The 25,300-nt window shown below is 70.1% G+C and carries 16 protein-coding genes; 6 read left to right on the forward strand and 10 right to left on the reverse strand.

Annotated features, from left to right (window positions below):
- Window positions 1–109: 109 nt before the first annotated feature.
- From WAE60_RS04225 to WAE60_RS04235, 3 genes are all read left to right on the forward strand, one after another.
- Window positions 110–1,618, forward strand: a complete 1,509-nt coding sequence (locus tag WAE60_RS04225) for a tryptophan halogenase family protein (protein ID WP_337685152.1) — start codon at window positions 110–112, stop codon at window positions 1,616–1,618.
- A 119-nt stretch (window positions 1,619–1,737) separates the two neighbouring features.
- Complete coding sequence (locus WAE60_RS04230; RefSeq protein WP_337685153.1) at window positions 1,738–3,408, forward strand: DUF5597 domain-containing protein; 1,671 nt, start codon at window positions 1,738–1,740, stop codon at window positions 3,406–3,408.
- Window positions 3,409–3,585: 177 nt separating this feature from the next.
- Window positions 3,586–6,417 carry a TIM-barrel domain-containing protein gene (locus WAE60_RS04235; protein WP_337685154.1) on the forward strand — a complete coding sequence of 944 codons (2,832 nt, stop codon included), beginning with the start codon at window positions 3,586–3,588 and terminating at the stop codon, window positions 6,415–6,417.
- Between the two features lie 161 nt (window positions 6,418–6,578).
- On the opposite strand, the gene WAE60_RS04240 is transcribed toward WAE60_RS04235, so the two are convergent.
- The 6 genes from WAE60_RS04240 to hutI form a co-directional block, all read right to left on the reverse strand.
- Window positions 6,579–7,241, reverse strand: a complete 663-nt coding sequence (locus tag WAE60_RS04240) for a M23 family metallopeptidase (RefSeq protein ID WP_337685155.1) — start codon at window positions 7,239–7,241, stop codon at window positions 6,579–6,581.
- Window positions 7,242–7,386: 145 nt separating this feature from the next.
- Window positions 7,387–7,971 (reverse strand): HutD family protein, encoded by a 585-nt coding sequence (locus WAE60_RS04245; RefSeq protein WP_337685156.1) that lies wholly within the window; start codon window positions 7,969–7,971, stop codon window positions 7,387–7,389.
- A 38-nt stretch (window positions 7,972–8,009) separates the two neighbouring features.
- Window positions 8,010–9,674: a urocanate hydratase gene (gene hutU / locus WAE60_RS04250; protein WP_337685157.1), complete on the reverse strand. Its 1,665-nt coding sequence runs from the start codon at window positions 9,672–9,674 to the stop codon at window positions 8,010–8,012.
- Window positions 9,675–9,682: 8 nt separating this feature from the next.
- A complete protein-coding gene (hutG, locus tag WAE60_RS04255) occupies window positions 9,683–10,510 on the reverse strand; it encodes an N-formylglutamate deformylase (protein ID WP_337685158.1) in 828 nt (275 codons plus the stop codon).
- 130 nt (window positions 10,511–10,640) lie between these two features.
- A complete protein-coding gene (gene hutH / locus WAE60_RS04260; RefSeq protein ID WP_337685159.1) occupies window positions 10,641–12,176 on the reverse strand; it encodes a histidine ammonia-lyase in 1,536 nt (511 codons plus the stop codon).
- A complete protein-coding gene (gene hutI / locus WAE60_RS04265) occupies window positions 12,173–13,384 on the reverse strand; it encodes an imidazolonepropionase (protein ID WP_337685160.1) in 1,212 nt (403 codons plus the stop codon). Before hutI ends, hutH begins: the two co-directional genes overlap by 4 nt.
- A gap of 234 nt (window positions 13,385–13,618) precedes the next feature.
- On the opposite strand from hutI, the gene WAE60_RS04270 reads away from it, so the two are divergent.
- Window positions 13,619–14,965 carry a formimidoylglutamate deiminase gene (locus WAE60_RS04270; RefSeq protein WP_337685181.1) on the forward strand — a complete coding sequence of 449 codons (1,347 nt, stop codon included), beginning with the start codon at window positions 13,619–13,621 and terminating at the stop codon, window positions 14,963–14,965.
- On the forward strand, window positions 14,962–15,690 hold the full coding sequence (gene hutC / locus WAE60_RS04275) for a histidine utilization repressor (protein ID WP_231499477.1): 729 nt from the start codon (window positions 14,962–14,964) through the stop codon (window positions 15,688–15,690). Before WAE60_RS04270 ends, hutC begins: the two co-directional genes overlap by 4 nt.
- Before the next feature lie 133 nt (window positions 15,691–15,823).
- Here hutC and WAE60_RS04280 read toward each other — a convergent pair whose 3' ends face one another.
- The 4 genes from WAE60_RS04280 to WAE60_RS04295 all read right to left on the reverse strand — a co-directional run bounded on the left by WAE60_RS04280 (window position 15,824) and on the right by WAE60_RS04295 (window position 22,575).
- A complete protein-coding gene (locus WAE60_RS04280) occupies window positions 15,824–16,585 on the reverse strand; it encodes an SDR family oxidoreductase (RefSeq protein WP_029913549.1) in 762 nt (253 codons plus the stop codon).
- Window positions 16,586–16,775: 190 nt separating this feature from the next.
- Complete coding sequence (locus tag WAE60_RS04285) at window positions 16,776–18,416, reverse strand: alpha-L-fucosidase (protein WP_337685161.1); 1,641 nt, start codon at window positions 18,414–18,416, stop codon at window positions 16,776–16,778.
- 8 nt (window positions 18,417–18,424) lie between these two features.
- Window positions 18,425–20,602, reverse strand: coding sequence for an exo-alpha-sialidase (locus WAE60_RS04290; RefSeq protein WP_337685162.1), 2,178 nt, complete (start codon window positions 20,600–20,602; stop codon window positions 18,425–18,427).
- A complete protein-coding gene (locus WAE60_RS04295) occupies window positions 20,602–22,575 on the reverse strand; it encodes a glycoside hydrolase family 97 protein (RefSeq protein ID WP_337685163.1) in 1,974 nt (657 codons plus the stop codon). The genes WAE60_RS04290 and WAE60_RS04295 overlap by 1 nt, the downstream gene beginning before the upstream one ends.
- Window positions 22,576–22,753: 178 nt before the next feature.
- On the opposite strand from WAE60_RS04295, the gene WAE60_RS04300 reads away from it, so the two are divergent.
- Complete coding sequence (locus WAE60_RS04300; RefSeq protein WP_337685164.1) at window positions 22,754–25,237, forward strand: exo 1,3/1,4-beta-D-glucan glucohydrolase; 2,484 nt, start codon at window positions 22,754–22,756, stop codon at window positions 25,235–25,237.
- Window positions 25,238–25,300 lie beyond the last annotated feature (63 nt).

Raw genomic sequence — 25,300 nt, forward strand, 5'->3', positions numbered from 1 at the left:
CCCCGTTCCGGCCCGGTCATCCGGGAAGGGGCGGGGGCCTTTTTATACGTCGCGCCGGCCGCGGAACCCGCTAGCCTGCGCGAGCACGCAACGACGGAAAATCCGCGCCATGACCGAGCAGCCGCTCAAGTTCGTCATCGTCGGGGGAGGCACGGCCGGCTGGATGGCGGCCGCCGCCCTGGCCCACGCCCTGAAGGGCCGGGTGGGCGAGATCGAGCTGGTGGAGTCCGACGAGATCGGCACGGTCGGCGTCGGCGAGGCCACCATCCCGCCGATCCAGTTCCTCAACAGCCTACTGGGCATCGACGAGATCGACTTCGTCAAGAAGACCCAGGCGACCTTCAAGCTGGGCATCGAGTTCCGCGACTGGCGGCGGCTGGGGCACAGCTACATCCACCCGTTCGGCCCCATCGGCATGGCGATCGAGGGCGTGGGGTTCCATCACTACTGGGGGCGGCTGCGCCGTCACGGCGACACCAGCGACATCTGCGACTACGCCATGTCGGCGGTCGCGGCGCGCAAGGGCAAGTTCGTCATCGCGCCCAGCGAGCTGCCGCCCGGCGTGCCGCCGCTGGCCTACGCCTACCATTTCGACGCCGGCCTCTACGCCCGCTTCCTGCGCGACTACGCCGAGAAGCGCGGCGTCCGGCGCACCGAGGGCAAGATCGTCGAGGTCAAGCAGCGCCAGTCCGACGGCTTCATCGAGGCGGTCGAGCTGGAGGGCGGCAAGCGGATCGAGGGCGACTTCTTCATCGACTGCTCGGGCTTCCGCGGGCTGCTGATCGAGCAGACGCTGAAGACCGGCTACGAGGACTGGACGCACTGGCTGCCCTGCGACCGCGCCCTGGCCGTGCCCTGCGAGAGCGTCGCGCCGCTGACGCCCTATACGCGCTCGACCGCCCGGACCGCCGGCTGGCTGTGGCGCATCCCGCTGCAGCACCGCACGGGCAACGGCTACGTCTATTCCAGCCCGTTCATCAGCGACGACGAGGCCGCCGCCACCCTGATGGCCAATCTCGACGGCGCGCCGCGCGCCGAGCCCCGGCTGCTGCGCTTCGTCACCGGCCGGCGCAAGCAGGCCTGGAACAGGAACGTCGTGGCCCTGGGCCTGGCCAGCGGCTTCATGGAGCCGTTGGAGTCGACCAGCATCCACCTGATCCAGACGGGCGTGATGCGCCTGATCTCGCTGCTGCCCACCCGGAACCACGACTCGGCGGCGGTCGAGGAGTACAATCGCCTGTCGAAGCTCGAATACGAGCAGATCCGCGACTTCATCGTCCTGCACTACCGCGCCACCGAGCGCGACGATTCCGAGCTGTGGCGCTACTGCCGGCGGATGGCGCTGCCCGACAGCCTGACCCACAAGATCGAGCTGTTCCGCGAGCGCGGCAAGGTCGCCCGCTTCGACGACCAGCTGTTCGCCGAGCCCAGCTGGGTGTCGGTGTTCCTGGGGCAGGGCGTCGAGCCCCGCGACTACGACCGCCTGGCCGACGTGCCGCCGCTGGCCGACGTCCAGCGGGCCCTGGCCAATGTGCGGGACAAGATGAACCACATCGCCGACCGGCTGCTGACGCACGACGAGTTCATCGCCCGGCACTGCAAGGCCGATCCTATCTAGCCAGGCCTGGCGGCCGGAAGGCTTGCCAGTCAATTATCATACTTATACTTCTGATAACGGTAACAGCGCTGTCGCGCCGAGGTTCGCCTCGCGGAAGACGGCCCAGCGGGAGGCGACACTTGCGGATCCAGCATCGAGTCCGGACCGAGGGGGCGACCCGCCCTCGGCTCTTCCTGTCGGCCCTGGTCGCGGCCACGGCGCTGTGCGGCGTTCTGGCCGCCACGCCGGGCGCCGCCGCCGACCTGCCCAAACTGGTCGCCAAGGACGGCCGCCACGCCCTGATGGTGGACGGCGCGCCGTTCCTGATGCTGGGCGTCCAGGCCAACAACGCCGCCAACTACCCCTCGCAACTGCCCAAGGTGTGGCCGGCGGTGAAGGCGATGCACGCCAACACCCTGGAGATCCCGGTCGCCTGGGAGCAGATCGAGCCGGTCGAGGGCCAGTTCGACTTCTCGTATGTCGACGTGCTGCTGAAGCAGGCCCGCGACAACGACACCAAGCTGGTCCTGCTGTGGTTCGCCACCTGGAAGAACAACGGCCCGCAGTACGCGCCCGAATGGGTCAAGCTGGACAACAAGCGCTTCCCCCGGGTGATCACCGCCAAGGGCGAGACCCGCAACTCGCTGTCGCCGCACTTCCCCGCCACGCTGGAGGCCGACAAGAAGGCCTTCGTCGCGTTGATGCGCCACCTGAAGGCCGTCGATCCGGACCACACCGTGATCATGGTCCAGCCCGAGAACGAGACGGGCACCTACAACGCCGTCCGCGACTATTCGGCGACCGCCCAGAAGCTGTTCGAAGGCCCCGTACCCGCCCAGTTGGTCAAGGCTCTGGGCAAGAAGCCGGGGACCTGGAGCCAGGTGTTCGGCAAGGACGCCGACGAGTTCTTCCACGCCTGGTCGATCGGCCGGTTCGTCGACGAGGTGGCGGCCGCCGGTAAGCGCGAGCTGCCGCTGCCGATGTACGTCAACGCGGCCCTGCGCGACCCCTTCAACGACCAGGACCCCTACACCTACTCGTCGGGCGGCCCGACCTGGAACGTGCTGGACGTCTGGAAGGCCGCGGCCCCGTCGATCGACGCCATCGCGCCCGACATCTACCAGCGCGAAAGCGCCAATGTCCGCAAGACGCTGGAGCAGTACGGCCGCCCCGACAACGCCCTGCTCGTGCCCGAGATCGGCAGCGACAAGGGCTTCGCCCGCCACGTCTACGACGTGCTGGGCCGCCACGGGATCGGCTTCTCGCCGTTCGGCCTGGATTACACCGGCTATTCCAACTACCCGCTGGGCGCCAAGCAGGTCGACGCCGAGGCGCTGGAGAACTTCGGCGTCCACTACCGCCTGCTGGCCCCGATGGCCCGCGAGTGGGCCAGGCTGTCGTTCACGGGCGACGTCTGGGGCGCCGGCGAGGCCGACGACCGCAAGGCCGAGACCCTGAAGCTGGGCGATCGCTGGACCGCCACCGTCTCGTACGGCGAATGGCAGTTCGGCTCGATCGAGGCCCCCTGGATGTCCAAGGCCGAGAAGCAGCCCAATCGCGCGGTCCCCGACGGCGGCGCCCTGATCGCCCGGCTGTCGGCCGACGAATTCCTGGTCACCGGCTATCGCGCCCGCATCACCTTCGGCTCGGCCAAGGGCGAGCGGTTCATGATGTCCCGGGTCGAGGAAGGCCACTTCGACGAGAAGGGCCAGTGGGTGTTCGACCGCCTGTGGAACGGCGACCAGGTCGACTACGGCCTGAACCTGACCACCCTGCCGCAGGTGCTAAAAGTAAAGCTCGCGACCTACTGAACCCAACTTTTCAACCGCTCATCCCGGCGAATGCCGGGACCCAGATGGAATGGCTCTGGGGATGACGCCAAGAGCTCCGAGCCCTTCCAATCGGCCACTCGGCCTTAGGATCTGGGTCCCGGCATTCGCCGGGATGAGCGGAGATAAAAAATAGAAATCATAGGGAAGAACATGCGCATGCTGCCGAAGACCCTCGCCGCCGGCTTCGCTCTGGCCCTCCTGGCCTCGACCAGCGCCTTGGCCCTGGACGGCGCCTTCGAGAAGACCGCCGACGGGGTGATCGTCACCCCCGCCTCGGGGCCGGCCAAGAAGGTGCGGCTGCAGGTGATGGGCGAGCGGGTGATCCACGTCACCGCCACCCCGACCGACAGCCTGGACGTCCCGGCCAGCCTGATGGTCACCGCCAGGCCCACCGGCGCCTTCACGGTCGAGGAGGCGGCCGGCAAGGTCGTGGTCAAGGCCGGCAAGGCCACCGCCGAGGTCTCCCTGGCCAGCGGCGCGGTCAGCTTCCGCGACGAGACCGGCAAGCTGGTGCTCAGCGAGAACGGCCGCCGCCCGTTCAAGACCGAGACGATCGACGGCAAGACCTTCTACGGCGTCAGCCAGCAGTTCAATCCGGGTACGGACGAAGCCTTCTACGGCCTGGGCCAGCACCAGAACGGCCAGATGAACTACAATGGCCAGGACGTCGAACTGGCCCAGTACAACCGCGACATCGCCATCCCGTTCGTGCTGTCCACCCGGAACTACGGCCTGCTGTGGGAGAACAACGGGATCACCCGCTTCGGCGACCCGACGCCCTACGAACTCGCCTCGCGCGACCTGAAGATCTTCGACGCGGCCGGCAAGCCGGGCGGCTTCACCGCCAGGTACTATGTGGGGAACGACCTGAAGTTCACCCGCGTCGAGCCCGACATCAACTACCGCTACCTGAAGGACCTGCCCAACTGGCCGGCCGAGCTGACCGGTCCGGACAAGAAGCCGCTCAAGGGCGCGCGCGTGGTCTGGGAGGGCTCGGTCGAGGCCTCGGTGGCCGGGGTCCAGAAGTTCAAGCTCTACTCGTCCAGCTACGCCAAGCTCTCCATCGACGGCAAGGTGGCGATCGACCGCTGGCGGCAGAACTGGAACCCGTGGTTCCACAACTTCACCGCCCCGATGAAGCCGGGGGCGCGCCACAAGGTCCGCGTCGAGTGGGAGCCCAACGACGGCTATATCGGCCTCTTGCACAACAACCCGATCCCGGCGGCCGACCAGCACTCGCTGACCTTCACCTCCGAGGTCGCCCACGCCGTCGACTACTACTATGTGGGCGGCTCGGACCTGGACCAGGTGGTGGCCGGCTATCGCGGCCTGACGGGCGACGCGGTGCTGATGCCGCGCTGGGCCTACGGCCTGTGGCAGAGCCGCCAGCGCTACGAGACCGCCGACCAGCTGCTGGACGTGGTCAAGCAGTACCGGGCCCGCAAGCTGCCGCTGGACAACATCGTCGAGGACTGGCGCTACTGGAAGGACGACGCCTGGGGCAGCCACAAGTTCGACGAGACGCGCTTCCCCGACCCCAAGGGCATGATCGACCAGGTCCACGACCTGAACGCCCACTTCATGATCTCGATCTGGCCGAAGTTCTATCCGACCACGGAGCACTTCAAGGAGCTGGACGCCAAGGGCCACATGTATCACCGCAACCTCGAGCAGGGCGCGGTGGACTGGGTGGGGCCGGGCTACGCCAACTCGTTCTACGACCCCTATTCCAAGGAGGCGCGCGACATCTACTGGCGCCAAGTCAAGGACAGCCTGAAGGGCTTCGGCGTCGACGCCTGGTGGATGGACAGCGACGAGCCGGACATGCACTCCAACCTCGACATCCCCGAGCGCACCCTGCGCATGGGCCCGACGGCGATGGGACCGGGGGCCGAGTTCTTCAACTCCTACCCGCTGATCCACACCACCGGCGTGTTCGAGGGCGAGCGCGCGCTGAACCCCGACAAGCGCAGCTTCATCCTGTCGCGCTCGGGCTTCGGCGGCATCCAGCGCAACGGCGTGGCCCTGTGGAGCGGCGACGTGGTGGCCCGCTGGGACGACCTGAAGGACCAGATCTCGGCCGGCGTGAACCTGTCGATGTCGGGCGTGCCCAACTGGACCACCGACATCGGCGGCTTCTCGGTCGAGGATCGCTACACCAACAAGGACCCGGCCCACTGGGCCGAGTGGCAGGAGCTGAACCTGCGCTGGTTCCAGTTCGGCGCCTTCAGCCCGCTGTTCCGCAGCCACGGGGAGTTCCCGTACCGCGAGATCTACAACCTCGCCGACGAGGGGACCGAGGTCTACAAGGCCCTGGCCTGGTACGACGAGCTCCGCTACCGGCTGATGCCCTACGTCTACACCCTGGCGGCCGATACCTATCAGCGCGACGGCAGCATCATGCGCGGCCTGGTCATGGACTTCCCGTCCGACCTGAAGGCGCGCGACGTCAACGACGAGTACCTGTTCGGCAAGGCGTTCCTGGTCGCCCCGGTCACCGCGTTCAAGGCCCGCTCGCGCGAGGTCTACCTGCCGGCGGGGGCGTCCTGGTACGACTTCGAGACCGGCAAGGCCTTCAAGGGCGGCCAGACGATCAAGGCCGACGCGCCGCTGGCGCGCATGCCGCTGTTCGTGAAGGCCGGCTCGATCGTGCCGACCACGGTGGTCCAGCAGTACGTGGGCGAAAAGCCCGACGCCCCGCTGACCGTGGTGGTCTACACGGGGGCCGACGGGACGTTCGAGCTCTACGAGGACGACGGCCTGACCAACGGCTACGCCCGCGGGGCGTGGAGCCGCATTCCGATGAGCTTCGACAACGCCTCGGGAAGGCTGACGATCGGCGCGCGGTCGGGGAGCTTCAAGGGGATGGTCGAGAACCGGACGATCAAGGTGCGGTTCATCGGCGGCGGGGCGAAGCCGGTGGACTTCGAGGCGGTGGACCAGACGGTGGCGTACTCGGGGCAGCCGGTGGTGGTGACGCGGAAGTAGGTCAGTGGCTCACTGACTTGCCCCCACCTGACCGCTTCGCGGTCTGTCCGCTCCCGTAGGGGGCGGAGCCTTTGGCGCGGCGTCGGCGGTCGAGGCTCTTCCCCCTCTGGGGGAAGACGGTCGCGAAGCGACCCGTAGGGGCAAGTGTTCGCCGCCGAGGCTTAAGCCTCCACCACCAGCTTCTTCACGATCAGCTCGGCCGCGTTCACCCGCTCGCCGCCCGGCTCCATCACCTCCAGGTGCACGTGGTTGGTGATGCCCGGATAGTGCTTCTGCAGGCTCTGGTCCTTGCCGATCACCTCGCCCAGGCGCACGGCCTGGCCGACCTCGACCCCGGGGGTCACGTAGAAGGCGCGGGCGATGTAGCCGAGGGCCGGGTTGCTGATCTCGACGAACTTCAGGTCGCTGGAGCCGGCGTAGGCGTAGCCGATCTTGGTCACGTAGCCGGAGATCGGGGCCATCACGTCCTGGCCGGCCTTGGCCACGTAGTCGACGCCCTCGTGGTCGCGCGAGCCGCCGTCGCGGCGGGCGCCGAACCGGCCGTCGCCGAACTCGTCGTGGCCGCGCGGGGCGCCGCCGGTCGGGTTGGCGAAGTCGGGCGCGCCGTCGCCGTCGATGTCCGAACCGCTCCAGACCAGCTCCTTGCGGACCGGCTTCTGCGGCTTGGCGGCCAGGTCGGCCAGCAGGCGCTGCACGGCCGGCGTGGCGTGCGGGGCGTTGTGCGGATTCTCCATCGCCGCCACCATCATCGGAGCGAAGACCAGGGCCAGACCCAGCGCGCCGCGCGCCAGAGGGGCGAGTTTCTTCGCTGTCGATGCGTGCATGAAATCTTCCTGGATTTGTTTTGGGGATCGTTTCGGAGCGTTGAGCGTTGGCCCGGTTAACGATCAGATAAGGCAAAGACGTGGCGAACTCAGTGCGGCGCGAGGTCGCGCGCGCATTCGCCTATATCGGGATCTATTCCAAGCTTTACTGTTGGATGTGCTCGGGATCGACCGTGATTTCGCAGATCAATGTTCGGCCTCGGCCTTCCAGGCTTAGGCGCGAGTGGCCGTGCTCCAGCACGACCGCATCCAGCGGCGACAGGTCGATCGCGCCGCCGGGCCTCACGATGCGTAAGGGGTCCAGGGCCAGGACCAGGGTCACTCTGGCCTTGGCCGCCACGTCGCTGGCTCCGGTCACGGTCAGCCGACGGGTCCGCGCCCGCCAGGCGCCCCGCCGCACCATCACGTTCAGGTCGCTGATCGGACCGTCGGTCAGGCGGGCGGCGACCCGCGCCTCGCCGGGGAAGTCCAGGGGCGGGGAGGCGGCGTCCAGGGCCAGCATGCGGTCGTCGACCGTCAGCAGCAGGCCCTCGCCCTGGATCACCGTCAGCACACGGTCCACGCCCGGGAAGGTCGAGAACGGGCCGTCGGCGGCGATCTCGGCCAGGCTGATCCGCCACTCGAAGCCGTCCAGGTCGGCGCCCGACGGCCAGGCGGCCACCTCGCGCGTGACGCCGCCGCCGTTCTTCCACGGCGTGGCGATCCGGTCGGCGGCTCTCAGGACGCGCATCTAATTGATCCGATGAGCGGAGGAAGGGGGAGTATGGCTTACAAAATCCCCGGCAGGTCCAGCCCGTGCTCCCGCGCACAGTCCCTGGCGATCTCGTAGCCCGCGTCGGCGTGGCGCATGACGCCGCTGGCCGGGTCGTTCCACAGCACGCGCTCGATCCGCTTGGCCGCCGCCTCGGTGCCGTCGCAGACGATGACCATGCCGGCGTGCTGCGAGAAGCCCATGCCCACCCCGCCGCCGTGGTGCAGCGACACCCAGGTGGCGCCCGAGGCTGTGTTGAGCAGGGCGTTCAGCAGCGGCCAGTCCGACACCGCGTCCGACCCGTCCATCATCCCCTCGGTCTCGCGGTTGGGCGAGGCGACCGAGCCGCTGTCCAGGTGGTCGCGGCCGATCACCAAGGGAGCCTTCAACTCGCCCGAGGCGACCATCTCGTTGAAGGCCAGGCCCAGCCGGTGGCGATCGCCCAGGCCCACCCAGCAGATGCGGGCCGGCAGGCCCTGGAACTTGATCTTCTCGGCGGCCATGTCCAGCCAGTGGTGCAGGTGAGGATTGTCGGGGATCAGTTCCTTGACCTTGGCGTCGGTCTTGCGGATGTCCTCCGGATCGCCCGACAGCGCCGCCCAGCGGAACGGCCCGATCCCCCGGCAGAACAGCGGGCGGATATAGGCCGGCACGAAGCCGGGGAAGTCGAAGGCGTTCTCGACGCCTTCCTCCAGCGCCATCTGGCGGATGTTGTTGCCATAGTCGACCGTGGGCACGCCGGCGGCCTGGAAGTCGAGCATGGCCTTGACGTGCACGGCCATCGAGGCGCGGGCGGCCTTGTTGACCGAAGCCGGGTCGCGCTCCTTGGCGGTCGCCCACTGCTCCAGCGTCCAGCCCGCCGGCAGGTAGCCGTTGATCGGGTCGTGGGCGCTGGTCTGGTCGGTCAGCAGGTCGGGGCGGACGCCACGCTCGAACAGCGCCGGCAGCAACTCGGCGGCGTTGCCCAGCAGGCCCACCGAGATCGGGGTCTTGGCGGCGCGGGACTCTTCGATCCAGGCCAGGGCCTGGTCGACGCTGTCGGTCGAGCGGTCCAGATAGCCGGTGCGCAGGCGCATCTCGATCCGCGAGGGCTGGCACTCGATGGCCAGGCACGAGGCCCCGGCCATCACCGCCGCCAGGGGCTGGGCCCCGCCCATGCCGCCCAGGCCGGCGGTCAGCAGCCACTTGCCCGACAGGTCGCCGGCGTAGTGCTGGCGGCCCATCTCGACGAAGGTCTCGTAGGTGCCCTGCACGATGCCCTGGGCGCCGATATAGATCCACGAGCCGGCGGTCATCTGACCGTACATGGCCAGGCCCTTCCTATCGAGCTCGTTGAAGTGCTCCCAGTTGGCCCAGCGTGGCACCAGGTTGGAGTTGGCGATCAGCACGCGGGGCGCGTCGGGGTGGGTGCGGAACACGCCCACCGGCTTGCCCGACTGGACCAGCAGGGTCTGGTCGTCCTCCAGCCGGCGCAGGGTCTCGACGATCTTGTCGTAGCTCTCCCAGTCGCGGGCGGCGCGGCCGATGCCGCCGTAAACCACCAGCTCCTCGGGCCGCTCGGCGACGTCGGGATGCAGGTTGTTCATCAGCATCCGCAGCGGGGCTTCGGTCAGCCAGGACTTGGCGGTGAGCTCGGTCCCGGTGGCGGGGCGGATGACGCGGGTGTTGTCGAGACGGGTCATGCAGGGACTCAGGCTTGGGCGAAGGCGAGGCAGGCCTTCAGCACGTCGGAGAGGGCGGCGCGCAGCGGGGCGGCGCGGGCGGCGGCGTAGGGCGTGGGCCAAGTCTCGGCGGTCAGCGCCGCCGGCTCGTCGATGTAGCCGCGGCAGGCCAGTTCCATCTGGACGGCGTGGACGCCTTGGTCCGGCCGGCCGTAGCGGCGGGTGATCCAGCCGCCCTTGAAGCGGCCGTCGGTGACGCGGGGCAGGCCGGTGGCGTCGCAGGCGGCCTCGACCCGGGCGGCCAGGCCGGGATCGCAGGCCGCGCCGCTGTTCGTGCCGATGTTGAACTGCGGCAGCTCGCCGTCGAACAGCCGGGGCGCGCGCGAGCGGATCGAGTGGGCGTCGTACAGCACCACCTTGCCGTGGCGCGCGAGCAGACGGTCCAGCTCGGCCTCCAGCGCGTCGTGATAGGGATCGAAGAAGGTCATGCGCCGCCGGGCGATCTCGGCCGCGTCGGGCTCCTGGCCGGACTGGTACAGGGGTTCGCCGTCGAAAGTGTCGACCGGGCAGAGGCTGGTGGTCGCCTGGCCGGGATACAGCGACACGCCCGACGGGTCGCGGTTGACGTCGATCACCGTGCGCGAGACGCCGGTGCGCACCACCGTGGCGTCCAGGCCGTCGGCGAAGGCGTAGAGTTCGCCCAGCCACCAGTCGGCGTCCTTGCGGGCCAGCCACGGCGAGACCAGGCGGGCCTCGACGTCGGACGGGATGATGGTCCCGGCGTGCGGGATGCTGACGACCAGCGGGGCCTCGCCCCGGGTGAGGTGGAGCCAGTCGGTCGGGCTCAACGCACTCATGAGGTTGTCATCCCGGCCGAAGCGAAGCGTAGAGCCGGGACCCAGGTAAACCGCACCGCATTCGCCCAGTCCCCTGGGTCCCGGACAGCCCCTGCGGGGCTTCCGGGATGACAACGGTTTGGGGCAGAGCTCATCCCTCCACCCCCGGCAAGTCGATCGCCGAAGCCGCCGCGATCACCGCCCCTGACCGGACCAGCGCGTTGGCGGCCTCCATGTCCGGATGGAAGTGGCGGTCGTCCGACAGGTGCGGGACCTGGGCGCGCAGCACGCCGCGCGCGGCTTCCAGGGCCGGGCTCGACGTCAGGGGCGCGTGGAAGTCGCAGCCCTGGACGGCCGCCAGCAGCTCGATGCCGATCACCGCCTCGGCCGCCTCGACCATGGCCAGCAGGCGCCGCGCGCCGTGGGCGGCCATCGAGACGTGGTCCTCCTGGTTGGCCGAGGTCGGGATGGAGTCGACGCTGGCCGGATAGGCCTTCTGCTTGTTCTCCGACACCAGGGCGGCGGCGGTGACCTGCGGGATCATGAAGCCGGAGTTCAGGCCGGGCTTGGGCGTCAGGAAGGCCGGCAGGCCCGAGCAGGCGGGGTCAACCAGCATGGCGATCCGGCGCTCGGCGATCGAGCCGATCTCGCAGACCGCCAGGGCGATCATGTCGGCCGCGAAGGCCACCGGCTCGGCATGGAAATTGCCGCCCGACAGGGTCTCGTCCGTGTCGGGGAAGATCAGCGGGTTGTCGGAGACGCCGTTGGCCTCGGTGGCCAGCGTGACGGCGGCCTGGCGCAGCACGTCCAGGGCCGCGCCCATCACCTGGGGCTGGCAGCGCAGGCAGTAGGGGTCCTGCACCCGGGCGTCGCCCTGGCGGTGGGAGTCGCGGATCGCCGAGTCCGCCATCAGGGCGCGCAGGGCGGCGGCGGTCTCGATCTGGCCGGGCTGGCGGCGCAGGACGTGGATGCGCGGATCGAAGGGCGTGTCCGAACCCTTGGCCGCCTCGGTGGCCAGGGCGCCGGTGACCAGGGCCGACTGGAACAGCCGCTCGGCGTCGAACAGGGCGGCCAGGGCGTTGGCGGTCGAGAACTGGGTGCCGTTCAGCAGGGCCAGGCCCTCCTTGGGACCCAGGGTCAGGGGTTTGAGGCCGGCTTCCATCAGGGCCTGGACCGCCGGCAACCGCTGGCCTCCGACGAAAATCTCGCCGACCCCGATCATGGTCGCGGCCATGTGCGACAGCGGCGCCAGGTCGCCCGAGGCGCCGACCGAGCCCTGGCACGGCACGACCGGCGTCAGGCCCTTCACGAGCATCGCTTCCAGCAGGTCGGTCGTCGCCGGCCGCACGCCCGAGGCGCCTTGCGCCAGGCTGGCCAGCTTCAGGGCCATCATCAGCCGGATCACCGGGACCGGCGACGGCGCGCCCGTGCCGGCGGCGTGGGACAGGACGATGTTGCGCTGGAGCGTCTCCAGATCGGCGTCGCCGATGCGCACGCTGGCCAGCTTCCCGAAGCCGGTGTTGATCCCGTAGACCGGCGCGCCCTTGGCCAGGATGCGCTCGACCGCCGCCGCGCTCTCGGCGATCACCGGAGCGGCGCTGGGATGTAGCCGCGCGGGCGCGCCGCGGTAGACGGCCTTCCAGTCGGCGAGGCTGACTTCACCGGGGTTGAGAACGACTTCGGTCACGCGATTTCACCCTTCCAGACGCGCGCATGGAGCGGATTGAACCCCATGCGGTAGACAAGTTCGGCGGGACGCTCGATGTCCCAGACGGCCAGGTCGCAGGCCTTGCCGACCTCCAGCGTGCCGACGCTTTCGAGGCGGCCGATCGCCCGCGCGGCCTCGCGCGTGACGCCGGCCAGGCACTCGTCGACGGTCATCCGGAACAGGGTGGCGGCCATGTTCATCGTCAGCAGCAGGCTGGTCAGGGGCGAGGTGCCGGGGTTGCAGTCGGTGGCCAGGGCCATCGGCACGCCGGCGGCGCGCAGGGCCTCGATGGGCGGAAGCCTGGTCTCGCGCACGAAGTAGAAGGCGCCGGGCAGCAGGACGGCGACGGTCCCGGCCTTGGCCATGGCGGCGATCCCGGCGGCGTCCAGATGCTCCAGGTGATCGGCCGACAGCGCCCCGAACTCGGCGGCCAGGGCCGCGCCGTTCAGGTTCGACAGCTGCTCGGCGTGCAGCTTGACCGGCAGGCCGTGGGCGTGGGCCGCCTCGAACACCCGGCGGGTCTGGGCGGGCGTGAAGCCGATGCCCTCGCAGAACGCGTCTACCGCATCGGCCAGGCCCTCGGCGGCGACGGCGGGGATCATCTCGCGGCAGACCAGGTCGACATAGCCGTCGGGATCGCCGGCGAATTCGGGGGGCAAGGCGTGGGCGCCCAGGAAGGTGGTGGTCACCGACACGTCGCGGACGTCGGCCAGGGCGCGGGCGGCGCGCAGGCTCTTCAGCTCGTCGTCCAGCGACAGGCCGTAGCCGGACTTGATCTCGACGGTGGTCAGGCCCTCGGCGATCAGGGCGTCCAGTCGAGGCAGGGCGGCGGCCACGAGGTCGGCGCGCGAGGCGGCGCGGGTGGCCTTCATGGTCGAGACGATGCCGCCGCCGGCCCGGGCGATCTCCTCGTACGACGCCCCGGCCAGCCGCAGTTCGAACTCGTGGGCGCGGTCGCCGCCGAACACCAGGTGGGTGTGGGGGTCGATCAGGCCCGGGGTGATCCAGCGGTCGGCGCAGTCGATCGTCTCGCGCGCCTCGAAGGCGGGGGCGTCGGCGGCGGGGCCGGCATAGACGATACGGCCGCCCCGCGCGGCCACGACGCCGTCCTCGATCGCGCCGATTCCGGAACGATCGGCGGCGAAAGTGGCCAGGCGGGCCTTGCTCCACACCCGATCGCAGCGCATGGCCTGGGGTCTCCCGAACGCCGGTCCGGTCTCTTGCCGTCGGCTTCAATATGTATAGACATATTCGCTCGACACGAGGATTGTCCAGTGACCGACGACGCGTTTCCGCCGGAAGCCGACCAGGACGACGACGCTCCGATCTACACGCCGCCTGAAGAGGCCGCGGCCGCGCCGCCGCGCGAGCCCGAGCCCGAGCGGGCTTCCCCGGTCGACGCGCCCGCCGGTCCCCAGACCCTGTGGTTCGAGCAGGCCCTGCTGGCCGACGGCTGGGCCAGGGACGTGCGGTTCACGATCAGCGAAGGCATGATCAGCCGGGTCGACACCGACGTGGCCCGCCAGTCCGGCGAGACGGCCCACGGCCCGTGCCTGCCCGGCCTGCCCAACCTGCACAGCCACGCCTTCCAGCGCGCCATGGCCGGCCTGACCGAGACGCGGGGACCCACCGGCGACAGCTTCTGGACCTGGCGCGAGCTGATGTACCGCTTCGTCGACCGGCTGGGTCCCGACGAGCTCCAGGCCATCGCCGCCCTGGCCTATCTGGAGATGCTGGAGACCGGCTCGACCCGCGTGGGCGAGTTCCACTACCTGCACCACGACAAGGACGGCGGCGCCTACGCCGACCCCGCCGAGATGGCGGGGCGGATCGCGGCGGCGGCGGACGAGACGGGGATCGGCCTGACCCTGCTGCCGGTGTTCTACGCCCATGCCGGCTTCGGCGGCGTCGCGCCGGGCGAGGGCCAGCGGCGGTTCATCCACGACGTCGACGGCTACGGCCGGCTGATCGAGGCCAGCCGCGCGGCGGTGGCCGGCCTGCCCGACGCGGTGGTCGGCATCGCGCCGCACAGCCTGCGGGCGGTGACCGGCGAAGAGCTGGCCGCGATCATCCCCCTGGCCGGCGCCAATCCGATCCACATCCACATCGCCGAGCAGACCCAGGAGGTCGACGACTGCCTGGCCGCCACCGGCGCGCGGCCGGTACGCTGGCTGATGAACAACGCGCCCGTCGACAAGCGCTGGTGCCTGGTCCACGCCACCCACCTGAACGCCATGGAGACCGAGCGCCTAGCCAAGAGCGGCGCGGTGGCCGGCCTGTGCCCGATCACCGAGGCCAATCTGGGCGACGGCGTCTTCCCGGCCCACGACTATCTGGCGGCCGGCGGGGCGTTCGGGATCGGCTCGGACAGCAACGTGCTGATCGACGCGGCCGAGGAGCTGCGCACCCTGGAATACGCCCAGCGCCTGACGCGGCGGGCCCGCAACGTGCTGGCCAAGGCGCCCAGGAGCTCGACGGGCGGCGACCTGTTCCGCGCGGCGGTGAACGGCGGCGCCCAGGCCCTGGGCGTGGCCGGCGGCCTGCGGCGCGGGCGTTCCGCCGACTTCGTGACCCTGGACCGCGCCCATCCGGCGATGATCGGCCGCGACGGCGACGCCCTGCTGGACAGCTGGGTGTTCGCCGGGCGACACGGGGCCATCGACGGCGTCTGGCGCGGCGGCCGCCAGGTCGTCAGCGGCGGCCGCCACCATGCGCGCGAGGCGATCCTGGCGCGCTACGCGACGGCGTTGAGGAGCGTGCTGGCTTGAGTGATCCGGGCGTGGAAGGGGGGACGCTGTATCGGCGCATCCGGGGCGAGATCGAGGACCTGATCCGCTCGGGCGCCTGGGCGCCGGGCCGCAAGATCCCCTCCGAGATCGAGTTGATGAGCCAGTTCGGCTGCTCGCGGATGACGGTCAACAAGGCCATGTCGACCCTGGCCAAGGAGGGGCTGATCGTCCGCCGCCGCCGCGCCGGCTCGTTCGTGGCCCGGCCGCGCGTGCACTCCACCGTGCTCGACATCCCCGACATCCAGGCCGAGATCGTGGCGCGGGGCGAGACCTATCGCTTCGACCTGCTGGAGCGGAAGCGGCGCAAACCCAAGGCGGGCGATGTCGAGGAGGTCGCCCTGGCCGCGGGCGGCGAACTGCTGGTGCTGCGCGGCCTGCATGTGGCGGGCGATCGACCCTTCGCCCTGGAGGACCGGCTGATCAGCCTGGTCGCCGTGCCCGAGGCCGCCGAGCAGGATTTCGCCGAGGAGGCGCCCGGGGCCTGGCTGCTGCACCACGTGCCGTGGACCGAGGCCGAGAACCGGATCAGCGCCGTCGGCGCCGAGGCCGACGTCGCCCGCCTGCTGGCGCTGGACGAAGGCGCGGCCCTGCTGGCGGTCGAGCGCCGCACCTGGCGGGCCGGCGAGCCGGTGACCTGGGTGCGCCAGCTGTTCCCGGGCGAGGCGTACGACCTGGTGGCGCGGTTCGGGCCGGCGCGGACCTGAATTCCGCTCATCCCGGCGAATGCCGGGACCCAGATGGAATAGCTCTGAGGCTGACGCCAAGAACGCCGAGCCCTTTCAGTCATCCGCTCAGCCATGGGATCTGGGTCCCGGCATTCGCCGGGATGAGCGGAGTTTAGAGGGACTGCCCGTCGTCCACCGTGAACACCGAGCCGGTCACGGCTCTGGCCGCATCGCTCGAGAGATACAGCGCCATGGCCTCCAGGTCGCTCGTCTCCATCAGCCGCTTCCTCGGGAAGCCCGCCACCAGCTTTTGGCCGCCTTCGCTGTCGAACCAGTCGTCGTTGATCTCGGTCCGGATATAGCCGGGGCACAGGACGTTGACGTTGATCCCCTTGCGCGCCCACTCGCGGGCCAGGCTCTTGCCCATGTGGGCCGTGGCGGCCTTCGAGGCGACATAGGCGGTGAGACCCGGCAGCACCTTGTGGGCGCCGATCGAGGCCACCAGCACGATGCGGCCGCGCTCGCTGGCCGGGCTGCCGGCCTTGATCATCCGCCGGGCGCCTTCGCGGGCGGTCAGGAAGACGCCTCGGGTGTTGACCGCCATCACCTTGTCGAAGTCCTCGATGGCGATATCGAGGGCCAGGCCCTCCATGTTGATCCCGGCGTTGGCGATCACCGAGTCCGGCGCGCCGAAGGCGGCCTCGACGGCGTCGTAGGCGGCGATCACCGAGGCCTCGTCCTCGACGTCCATGGCGAAGGCCCGGGCCGTCCCGCCGGCGGCGGCGATCTCGGCGACCAGGGCTTCCAGCTTGTCGGCCCGGCGGGCGGCGGCGGCCACCTCGGCCCCGGCCTTGGCGGCGGCCCGGGCCAGGGCGGCGCCGATGCCCGAGGAGGCGCCGGTGATCAGGACGGTGCGGCCGGCGAGGGAGGTCATGGGGGCGCTTCCTTTTTTCGGCAGTCTGGGGAACTGCCGTAAGGGGCGTCAATGCGCAGCGGCTCACCCGCTTGCCCCCACCTGACCGCTACGCGGTCTGTCCGCCCCCGTAGGGGGCGGAGCCTAAGGCGCGAGGCTCTTCCCCCTCCGGGGGAAGACGACCGCGCAGCGGTCCGTAGGGGGCAAGTGTTCAGACCAACCCAGGTCCGGAGATTTTCAAAACCGGCGTGAAAGCCGGCCGCGCGCTCGGTATCTCAACCCGCAGCCCCTTGCCGTCCCGCTTGAACGCCAGCGGCGCGGGCGAACCCACCAGCTCCACCCGCCGCACCTCGCCCCCACTCGTCGGCCCGCTCGTCGCCAGGCTCTCGATCACTAGCTCGCCCGACGGCCAGGCCATCGGCAGCGCATACAAATCCCCGCCCTTGGTGACGAACCGGATGTCGGCCGCCTCGAACGGCTTGGCCGCGCCTTCGTTCTGCATGCCCTCGACCAGCTTGGTCGGGCCCTCGCCGAAGATCCGCCAGGGGCGCGAGCCGTAGATGGCCGGACCGTTGACGGCGATCCAGCCGGCCATGCCCTCCAGCACCCTTTCCTCCTTGTCGTCGATCGTGCCGTCGCCGCGCTGGGGGATGGAGAGCATCAGGCAGCCGTTTTTGCTGACCACGTCGATCAGCCGCTGGATCACGTCCTGGGCGCTCTTGTAGCCGTCCCGGTCGTAGAGGGCGCGGTCGTAGTGCCAGTTGCCGATGCAGGTGTCGGTCTGCCAGGGCTCGGGTCGCAGGCGGTCGGAGAAGCCGCGCTCGACATCCTCGACGATGCCCCGGCGCTGCAGGGGGCTGAGCTTCTTGCCGGTGACGACCACTCCCGACGCGCCGCGCCAGGCGCGGGCCCGGTTGTAGTAGTGGGCCGTGGCCGAGAGCCCCGCCTGGCCCAGCGGCAGGCCGTAATTGTCGAAATAGACCATGTCGGGCCGGTAGCGGTCGACCAGGTCGTTCTGGCGCGCCAGCCAGTTCGCCGTGAAGGCGGGATTGTTCGGCGGCGGGGTCTCCAGCCACTCGCCGTCGTGCTTGTCGTGCCAGGCGTTGGCGGCGGCGATGCTGTCGATCCCGTCGGGGATCACCATGTTGCGGCCGGTATAGAGGTCCTGCGGGTCCAGGCCCTGCCACCACTTGCCCTTGCCGTCGGCCTTGGTCAGGCGGAAGGCGTCGTAGCGCCGGCCCTTCAGCGGGCCTTCGGCGTCGTAGCCGTAGGCGGTTTGCCACCAGTGCCAGGCGTGGGCCGAGTGGTTGGAGACGCCGAAGCGCAGGCCGTGCTGGCGGGCGACCTTCTCCCACGTCCCGACGATGTCGCGCCCCGGGCCTACGCGCAGGGTGTTCCAGGCATGGTGGCGGCTGTCGAACATGTCGAGGTTGTCGTGGTGGTTGGCCATCGACATGAAGTACTTGGCGCCGGCGGCCTTGTACTTGCGCATCAGGCCTTCCGGGTCCCAGCGGTCGGCCTTCCAGCGCGGGATGAACTCCATGAAGCCGAACTGGCTCGGGTGGCCGTAGGTCTTGACGTGGTGGTCGTAGAACGGGTTGCCCTGCTGGTACATCTGGCGGCCGTACCAGTCGCCGAACTCGGGCACGCACTGCGGACCCCAGTGCGACCAGATTCCCAGCTTGGCGTCGCGGAACCAGTCGGGGGTCTTGTAGCCGTCGGCCAGGGACTCCCAGCTGGGCTGGAAGCCCCGCTTCGAAGCGGCGAAAGCAGGCCCCCCCAGAGTGGATTGGGCCGAGGCGGCGGCCAGGCCGGCGCCGAGGTTCAGAAGGTCGCGGCGATTGAGGCTCATGCCTGTCCCTAGTTCTTGGCGGGCGACGGATCGCCGTAGAGGATGCCCCGGCCGTGGACGCCCAGATAGACGCGGCCGTAGCGGTTCGGATCGCCGGTCAGGGCGCGCAGTTCGGCGAAGCCCCAGCGCTGGTCGTGCAGCTTGACCCAGGTCTTGCCGACGTCGTCCGAGCGGAACACGCCCTCGACGCCGCCGACCTTGCCCCAGACGAACACCGCCGGATGGGTCTGGCCCGGGGCGGCCTTGCCGAAGCCGACCAGGCCGGCGTCGTCGACGCCCGCCACTGCCTTGAAGCCGGCGCCGCCGTCGGTCGAGCGCATCAGGCCCTGGGACGTGGGCAGCCAGACCTCGCCCTCGATCCCGGGCACGGCCTTCAGCGGGCCGCCGCCGGCCAGGCCCCGGGCCGTGACCTTGAAGGTCTCGCCGCCGTCGGCGCTGGCCAGGACCGCGCCCAACGCGGCGTCGTAGACGTAGAAGCGCAGCGGGTTCACGCGGTCCGAGGCCGGGGTGAAGTCGGGGCGCTCGCCCTTCGTGACGCCCTGCACCGGCCGCCAGGTCCTGCCGTCGTCGCTGGAGACGTAGGGGGCGGCGTTGCGCATGGCCCAGACCATCCGCGCGCCGTCGGCCGACAGGGCGATGCGGCCGGTGTGGATGTGGGCGTCGCGGGGCGGAGAGGCGGCGAAGGGCGTCCAGGTCTTGCCGCCGTCGGTCGAGCGGAAGCCGGCGGTGGGCGTCGGATCGCTGGTCCGCAGCAGGACCTGGGGCTTCAGGGCCGCGTAGTCCAGCCCGCGATTGGTGCCGCCGTGCGGGTCGAAATAGCGGCTGGCCGCGGCGTGATCGAGGTCGTCGTGGCGGAAGCCGCCGATGTCGCCGATCGTGCTGATCAGGGGCTCGCCGGGCGGGCTGACCAGTTCTAGGGCCACCGTCTCCTCCAGCCCCTCGTCGTCGAACCGCCAATGGGTGGCTCCCGAGCGGTCGGCCTCGGTCAGGTTCGTGGTCCGCCACAGGCCGTAGCCGGTGACATAGATCGCCTCGTCGGGATTGGTCGGGTCGATGTCGATGTCGCCGATCCAGTGACCCATGGCCCGGCCGGCCTTGGACTCCAGGCTGCGCACCCAGGGCGCGCCGCCGGTGTCGTGCTCGGATTCCTCGCGCAGGGCCTTCCAGCTCCTGCCGCCGTCGGTGCTGCGGAAGACGTCGTCGCCCGCCGCCCAGCGATCCAGGGTGGAGACCACGATCGTCCCCGGATGGGCGGGGTCGAGGCTGAGCCCGCCATAGCCGAAGACGTCCGTCCCCTGCGGCTTGACCGGGGTGATGTCGGTCCAGGCGCCGGTGTCGGGGTCCAGCTTCCAGACCGCGCCATCCGTGACGTCGTTGGGGCCCAGGCCGTTGCCGTAGGCGACGTGGACCACGCCCTTGGCGTCGATGGCCAGGTGGTGCGGGACCAGGCCCTTGGGCTGGCCGGTCACTAGGCCCCACGTCGCGCCGCCGTCGGTGCTGACCAGCAGGCCGCCGCCGCGCTCTCCCGCGACGCCCGCATAGAGGATCGCCGTCTCGCCGGTCTTGGTCTTCATCACCGGATCGAAGGCGACGAGGGTGACGTGCAGGCGCGGGAAGGCCTCGACCCGCGACCAGGTCGCCCCGTGGTCGGCGCTGCGGTAGAGGCCCTCCTTGGTCCCCAGGAACAGCACCGCGCCCTGGGCCGGATCGACCATCAGCCGCTCGCCGGTGTTGCGGCCGTCCTCGTTACCGCCGATGCCGACCGGCAGCTCGGTCTTGGCCCAGGTGGCGCCGCGGTCGGTGGAGCGCAGCACGGCCCCGCCGCGCGCGCCGGGACGGGTGTACTCGCCGGCCGCCATGTAGAGCCGGTCCGGATCGCGCGGATCGACCGCCAGGCTCAGGGCTCCGGCCAGCTGGCCGTCGGCGCGGGGCAGGGCGTCGTTCAGGGCGACCCAGCGGCCGGTCGTCCGGTCCAGGCGATAGGCCCCGCCGATGTCGGTGCGGGCATAGACCAGCCCCTTCTCGGTCGGGTGATAGACCACCCCGCTGACGAAGCCGCCGCCCAACACCTCGACGGTGTTCCAGCCGTAGGGCTGGACCTTGGGCGCGGCGGCGGGCGCGGTCCCGGCGAACGCCACGACGCCCGCCGCGACCGCCAGGGCCAGGATGCGTTGAAGGCGAGGCACTAGCGGGCCGGCGTCAGACGGACGGCCGCGCCGCCGCTGGGCGCCAGCTTCAGGGTCAGGACGTCGCCGGCCTTCACCGTCCGCGTCGAGGCGACGAGGTCGGTCGGCGCCGCCCCGTCCTGGCGGATGTCGGCGGTGAAGGCGCCCGCGCCGAGGAAGCCCAGCGGGATCTTCACGGTCCGGCCGGCGTCGTTGGTCATCGCCCCGATCCACCAGTCCGCGCCCTTGCGGCGGGCCAGCACGACCGACTGGCCGATCTCGCCCGTCACGAACCGCGTCTCGTCCCAGGTGGTGGGGGCGGCGGCGACGAAGTCCAGGCCCGCGGGGCTGTCCTTGTAGGTGTCGGGGCTGTCGGCGACGATCCCGAACGGGCTGTCATAGACCACGTACATGGCCAGGGCCTGGCCGCGCGTGGTCTGGACGAAGGGCAGGGTGTTGCGCGGATCGAACGTGGCCGGCGCCACGTTGCGGAAACCGCCGGGCGTGTAGTCCATCGGCCCCAGCAGCATGCGGGTGTAGGGCAGGGTGACGTTGTGGGCGGCGGTCACCCGCCGGCTCCACTTGTTGTACTCAGCGCCCATGACGCCTTCCTGGGTCAGGTAGTGCGGATAGGTGCGGATCAGGCCCGTCGGATGCTCGGCGCCGTGCAGGTCGACCATCAGATGGTGCTGGCCGGCCTTGGTCAGCAGGCGGTGGTAGTAGTCGACCATGGCCTGGTCGTCGCGGTCCATGAAGTCGACCTTGATCCCCTTGATCCCCCACTGCTCGTACAGCGGGACAGCCTCGTCCATCTGGGCGTCCAGGGCCTTCCAGTTCAGCCACAGCCACAGGCCGACCTTGCGCTCCTTGGCGTAGGCGATCAGGCCGGGCAGATCGAGTTCGGGGATCGGGCGGGTGACATCGACGCCCGGCTGGACCGCCCCGCCGCCGCCGGCGCCCGCGTGCCAGCCCTCGTCGATCAGCATGTAGTCCAGGCCGTTGGCGGCCGCGAAATCGATGTAGCGCTTGATGGTCTCGGCGTTCATGCCGGGCTTGGCCACGCCGCTGATCGACGGGCCGTTCCACCAGTCCCAGGCCGCCTTGCCCGGCTTGATCCAGGAGGTGTCGGCCACCTTCGACGGCGCGCTCAAGGTGGTGACCAGGTTGCTTTCGATCAGCTGGCCGGCCTTGGGGGCCACCATCACGACGCGCCAGGGCGAGACCACGTCGGCGCCGATGCGCGTGCGCACGGCCACGGTCGGATCATCGAGGCGGGGCGACAGCTTGGCCTGCACGCCCAGCCCGCCGTCGCCGCGTCCGGTCAGGTAGAGGCCGGCATAGTCCTTCAGGTCGGCCTCGGCGATGGCGAAGGCGGCGTTGGCGCCCTCGCAGACCAGGGGCGCGTCGTAGAGATTGTGCTCGCGCAGCTTCGAGGCCTGGACCGGATCGAACTCACCCTCGTGGCTGGTGCCGAACTTGCCCAGGTTCAGGCCCCAGCAGCGGTAGTCGGCCGGGAAGTCGAAGCGGGTCTCCTCGTTGCGGATGTTCACAGCGTCCAGGCCGGGCTGGCGGGGCAGCACGTAGCGGAACGCTACGCCGCCGTCATAGGCCCGCACGACCACCCGCAGCCGGCGCTTGCCGCCCTCGGGCTCCTGGAAGTCGACGTCGAGCTGGTTGTAGCGGTCGCGGACCGTCCGGGTCTTGCCGGCCACGAGATCGTAGGTCGCGTCGCCGCTCGAAGGCGCGGCGCCGGCGATCTTCAGCCCGTGGCTCAGCGAGCCGCCGGCGCTGAGCACCAGGCCCAGCGGCGAGGGCGCCAGCAGGGGCTGGCCCTTGTAGGCCACGGCGTAGCGGGCCTGGCCGTCGCTGTCGGAAACCGTGACCTGCAACGCGCCGTCGGGCGAGGTCAGCCGCTGTTCGGCGGCGAAGGCGGGAGAGGCGGCGACGATCGCCATGGCCGCACCGGCCATCAGGCCCGCTGCATGAGTCCGCATGTGGTCGTTTCCCCGCTGGTTGCTTATGGGCCGCTTAATGGGCGTTTCTATTTGTCACACAAATTAGACCGTGTATGGATCGCCGTCGAGCTTTTAGATACCGGTACCAGCAAGGCGTACGGATTGCCCCGACATCGTCGGCGTGCGACTGACAACGTTGTCGGAACCGAACGATAAAATGTGGGGAGTTATGAACACCAAGGCCTTCTGCGCCGCGTTGCTGGCGACCACCCTCCTGACGACCACCGTCATGACCGGCGCGGCCTCCGCCGCCGACTCCAAGAGCACCGCCCACCCCGCCCTGTGGCCCGCGGCCAAGAGCCAGGGCCTGGTGGATCCCCAGACCGAGGCCTTCGTCGACGCCCTGCTGGCCAAGCTGACCCTCGAGGAGAAGGTCGGCCAGATGATCCAGGGCGACATCGGCTCGGTGAAGCCGGAAGACCTGAAGACCTATCCCCTGGGCTCGATCCTGGCCGGCGGCAGCTCGCCGCCGCTGGGCGCGCCCGACCGCTCGCCGATCGGCCCGTGGGTCAAGTCGGTCGAGGCCTTCCGCGCCGCCGCCGACCAGCGCCAGGGCGGCACGCACATCCCGCTGATGTTCGGCATCGACTCCGTGCACGGCCACGGCAACGCCGTCGGCGCCACGCTCTTTCCGCACAACAGCGCGCTGGGCGCCACGCGCGATCCCGAGCTGATCCGCAAGATCGGCGCGGCCACGGCCCAGGAAACCGCCGCCAGCGGCTTCGACTGGGCGTTCGGCCCGACCCTGACCGTGCCGCGCGACGACCGCTGGGGCCGGGCCTACGAGGGCTATTCGGAAGACCCAGAGATCGTCCGCAGCTACGCCGGCCAGATGATCCTGGGCCTGCAGGGCGCCGTCAGCCAGGGCGGCGTCATCCAGCAGGGCCACGTGGCGGCCAGCGCCAAGCACTTCCTCGGCGACGGCGGCACCCACAATGGCAAGGACCAGGGCGACACCCAGGTCTCGGAAGCCGACCTGATCCGTCTCCACGCCCAGGGCTACGTGCCGGCGATCAACGCCGGGACCCTGACCGTCATGGCCTCGTTCTCCAGCTGGAACGGCGAGAAGATGCACGGCAACAAGAGCCTGCTGACCGACGTGCTGAAGGGCAAGATGGGCTTCGACGGCTTCATCGTCGGCGACTGGAACGGCCACGGCCAGGTGGCCGGCTGCACGCCCCGCAACTGTCCGCAGGCCGCCAACGCCGGCCTCGACATGTACATGGCGCCCGACAGCTGGAAGGAGCTCTACGCCAACACCCTGGCCCAGGCGAAGTCGGGCCAGATCCCGATGGCCCGCATCGACGACGCCGTGCGCCGCATCCTGCGCGTGAAGGCCAAGATGGGCCTGTTCCAGCAGGCGCGTCCGCTGGAGGGCCGGGAGTCCGTCATGGCCTCGCCCGAGCACAAGGCCATCGCCCGCCAGGCGGTGCGCGAGTCGCTGGTGCTGCTGAAGAACAACGGCGTGCTGCCGGTGAAGGCCAGCGCCAACATCCTGGTGGCCGGTTCGGGCGCCGACGACATCGGCCAGCAGGCCGGCGGCTGGACCCTGTCGTGGCAGGGCACGGGCAACACCAAGGCCGACTTCCCCAACGCCCAGTCGATCTATTCGGGGCTGAAGGAGACGGTCGAGGCCTCGGGCGGCACGGCGACGCTGAGCGTCGACGGCAGCTTCGACAAGAAGCCGGACGTGGCCATCGTGGTGTTCGGCGAGACGCCCTACGCCGAGGGCGTGGGCGACATCAAGACGCTGGAATTCCAGCCCGGCAAGAAGACCGACCTGGCCCTGCTCAAGAAGCTGAAGGCCGCCGGCGTGCCGGTGGTGGCCGTGTTCCTGTCGGGCCGGCCGCTGTGGGTGAACCCCGAGATCAACGCCTCGGACGCCTTCGTGGCCGCCTGGCTGCCGGGCTCGGAAGGCGGCGGGATCGCCGACGTGCTGATCGGCGACAAGGCCGGCAAGCCGCGCACCGACTTCCACGGCAAGCTGTCGTTCAGCTGGCCCAAGACGGCCGGCCAGTTCACCCTCAACCGCGGCGACAAGGGCTACGACCCGCAGTTCGCTTACGGCTACGGCCTGACCTACGCCTCCAAGGTCCGGGTCGGGACCCTGTCGGAGAAGCCGGGCTTCACGGTCGCCACCGAGAACGTCAGCGACTACTTCGTGGCCGGCAAGACGCCCGCGCCTTTCGAGTTCAAGCCCACGCCGACCACGGCGGTGCAGATCCGCCCGGTCGACGCCGGCAACGTGCAGGAGGCCGGCCGCCAGCTGATCTTCTCGGGCGACAAGCCGGCCACGGTCGCCCTGGCCGCCGACGAGGCCTTCGACCTGTCGTTCCAGACCAACGCCGAGATGAACCTGCTGGTCGAGTATCGGCTTGACGCCAAGCCGACCGGTCCGGTCACCCTGGCCAACGGCTGGGGCAAGCTGGACCTGACGCCGGTGCTGAACGCCGCGCCGACGGGCGAGTGGAAGAGCCTGAAGGTGCCGCTCAAGTGCTTCCAGGCGGCCGGGACCGACGTGACCAAGGTCACCACGCCGTTCGCTCTGTCGACCCCGGGTTCGCTCACGGTGTCGCTGCAGACCGTCAAGCTGACCACCGAACCGGCGGGCGCGACCTGCCCGGCGAAGGCTCAGGACTAATTATTATTCCGCTCATCCCGGCGAACGCCGGGACCCAGATCCTATGGCGGTGTGGATGATTGG

Source organism: Caulobacter sp. CCG-8 (assembly GCF_037402475.1).
Classification (GTDB): domain Bacteria; phylum Pseudomonadota; class Alphaproteobacteria; order Caulobacterales; family Caulobacteraceae; genus Caulobacter.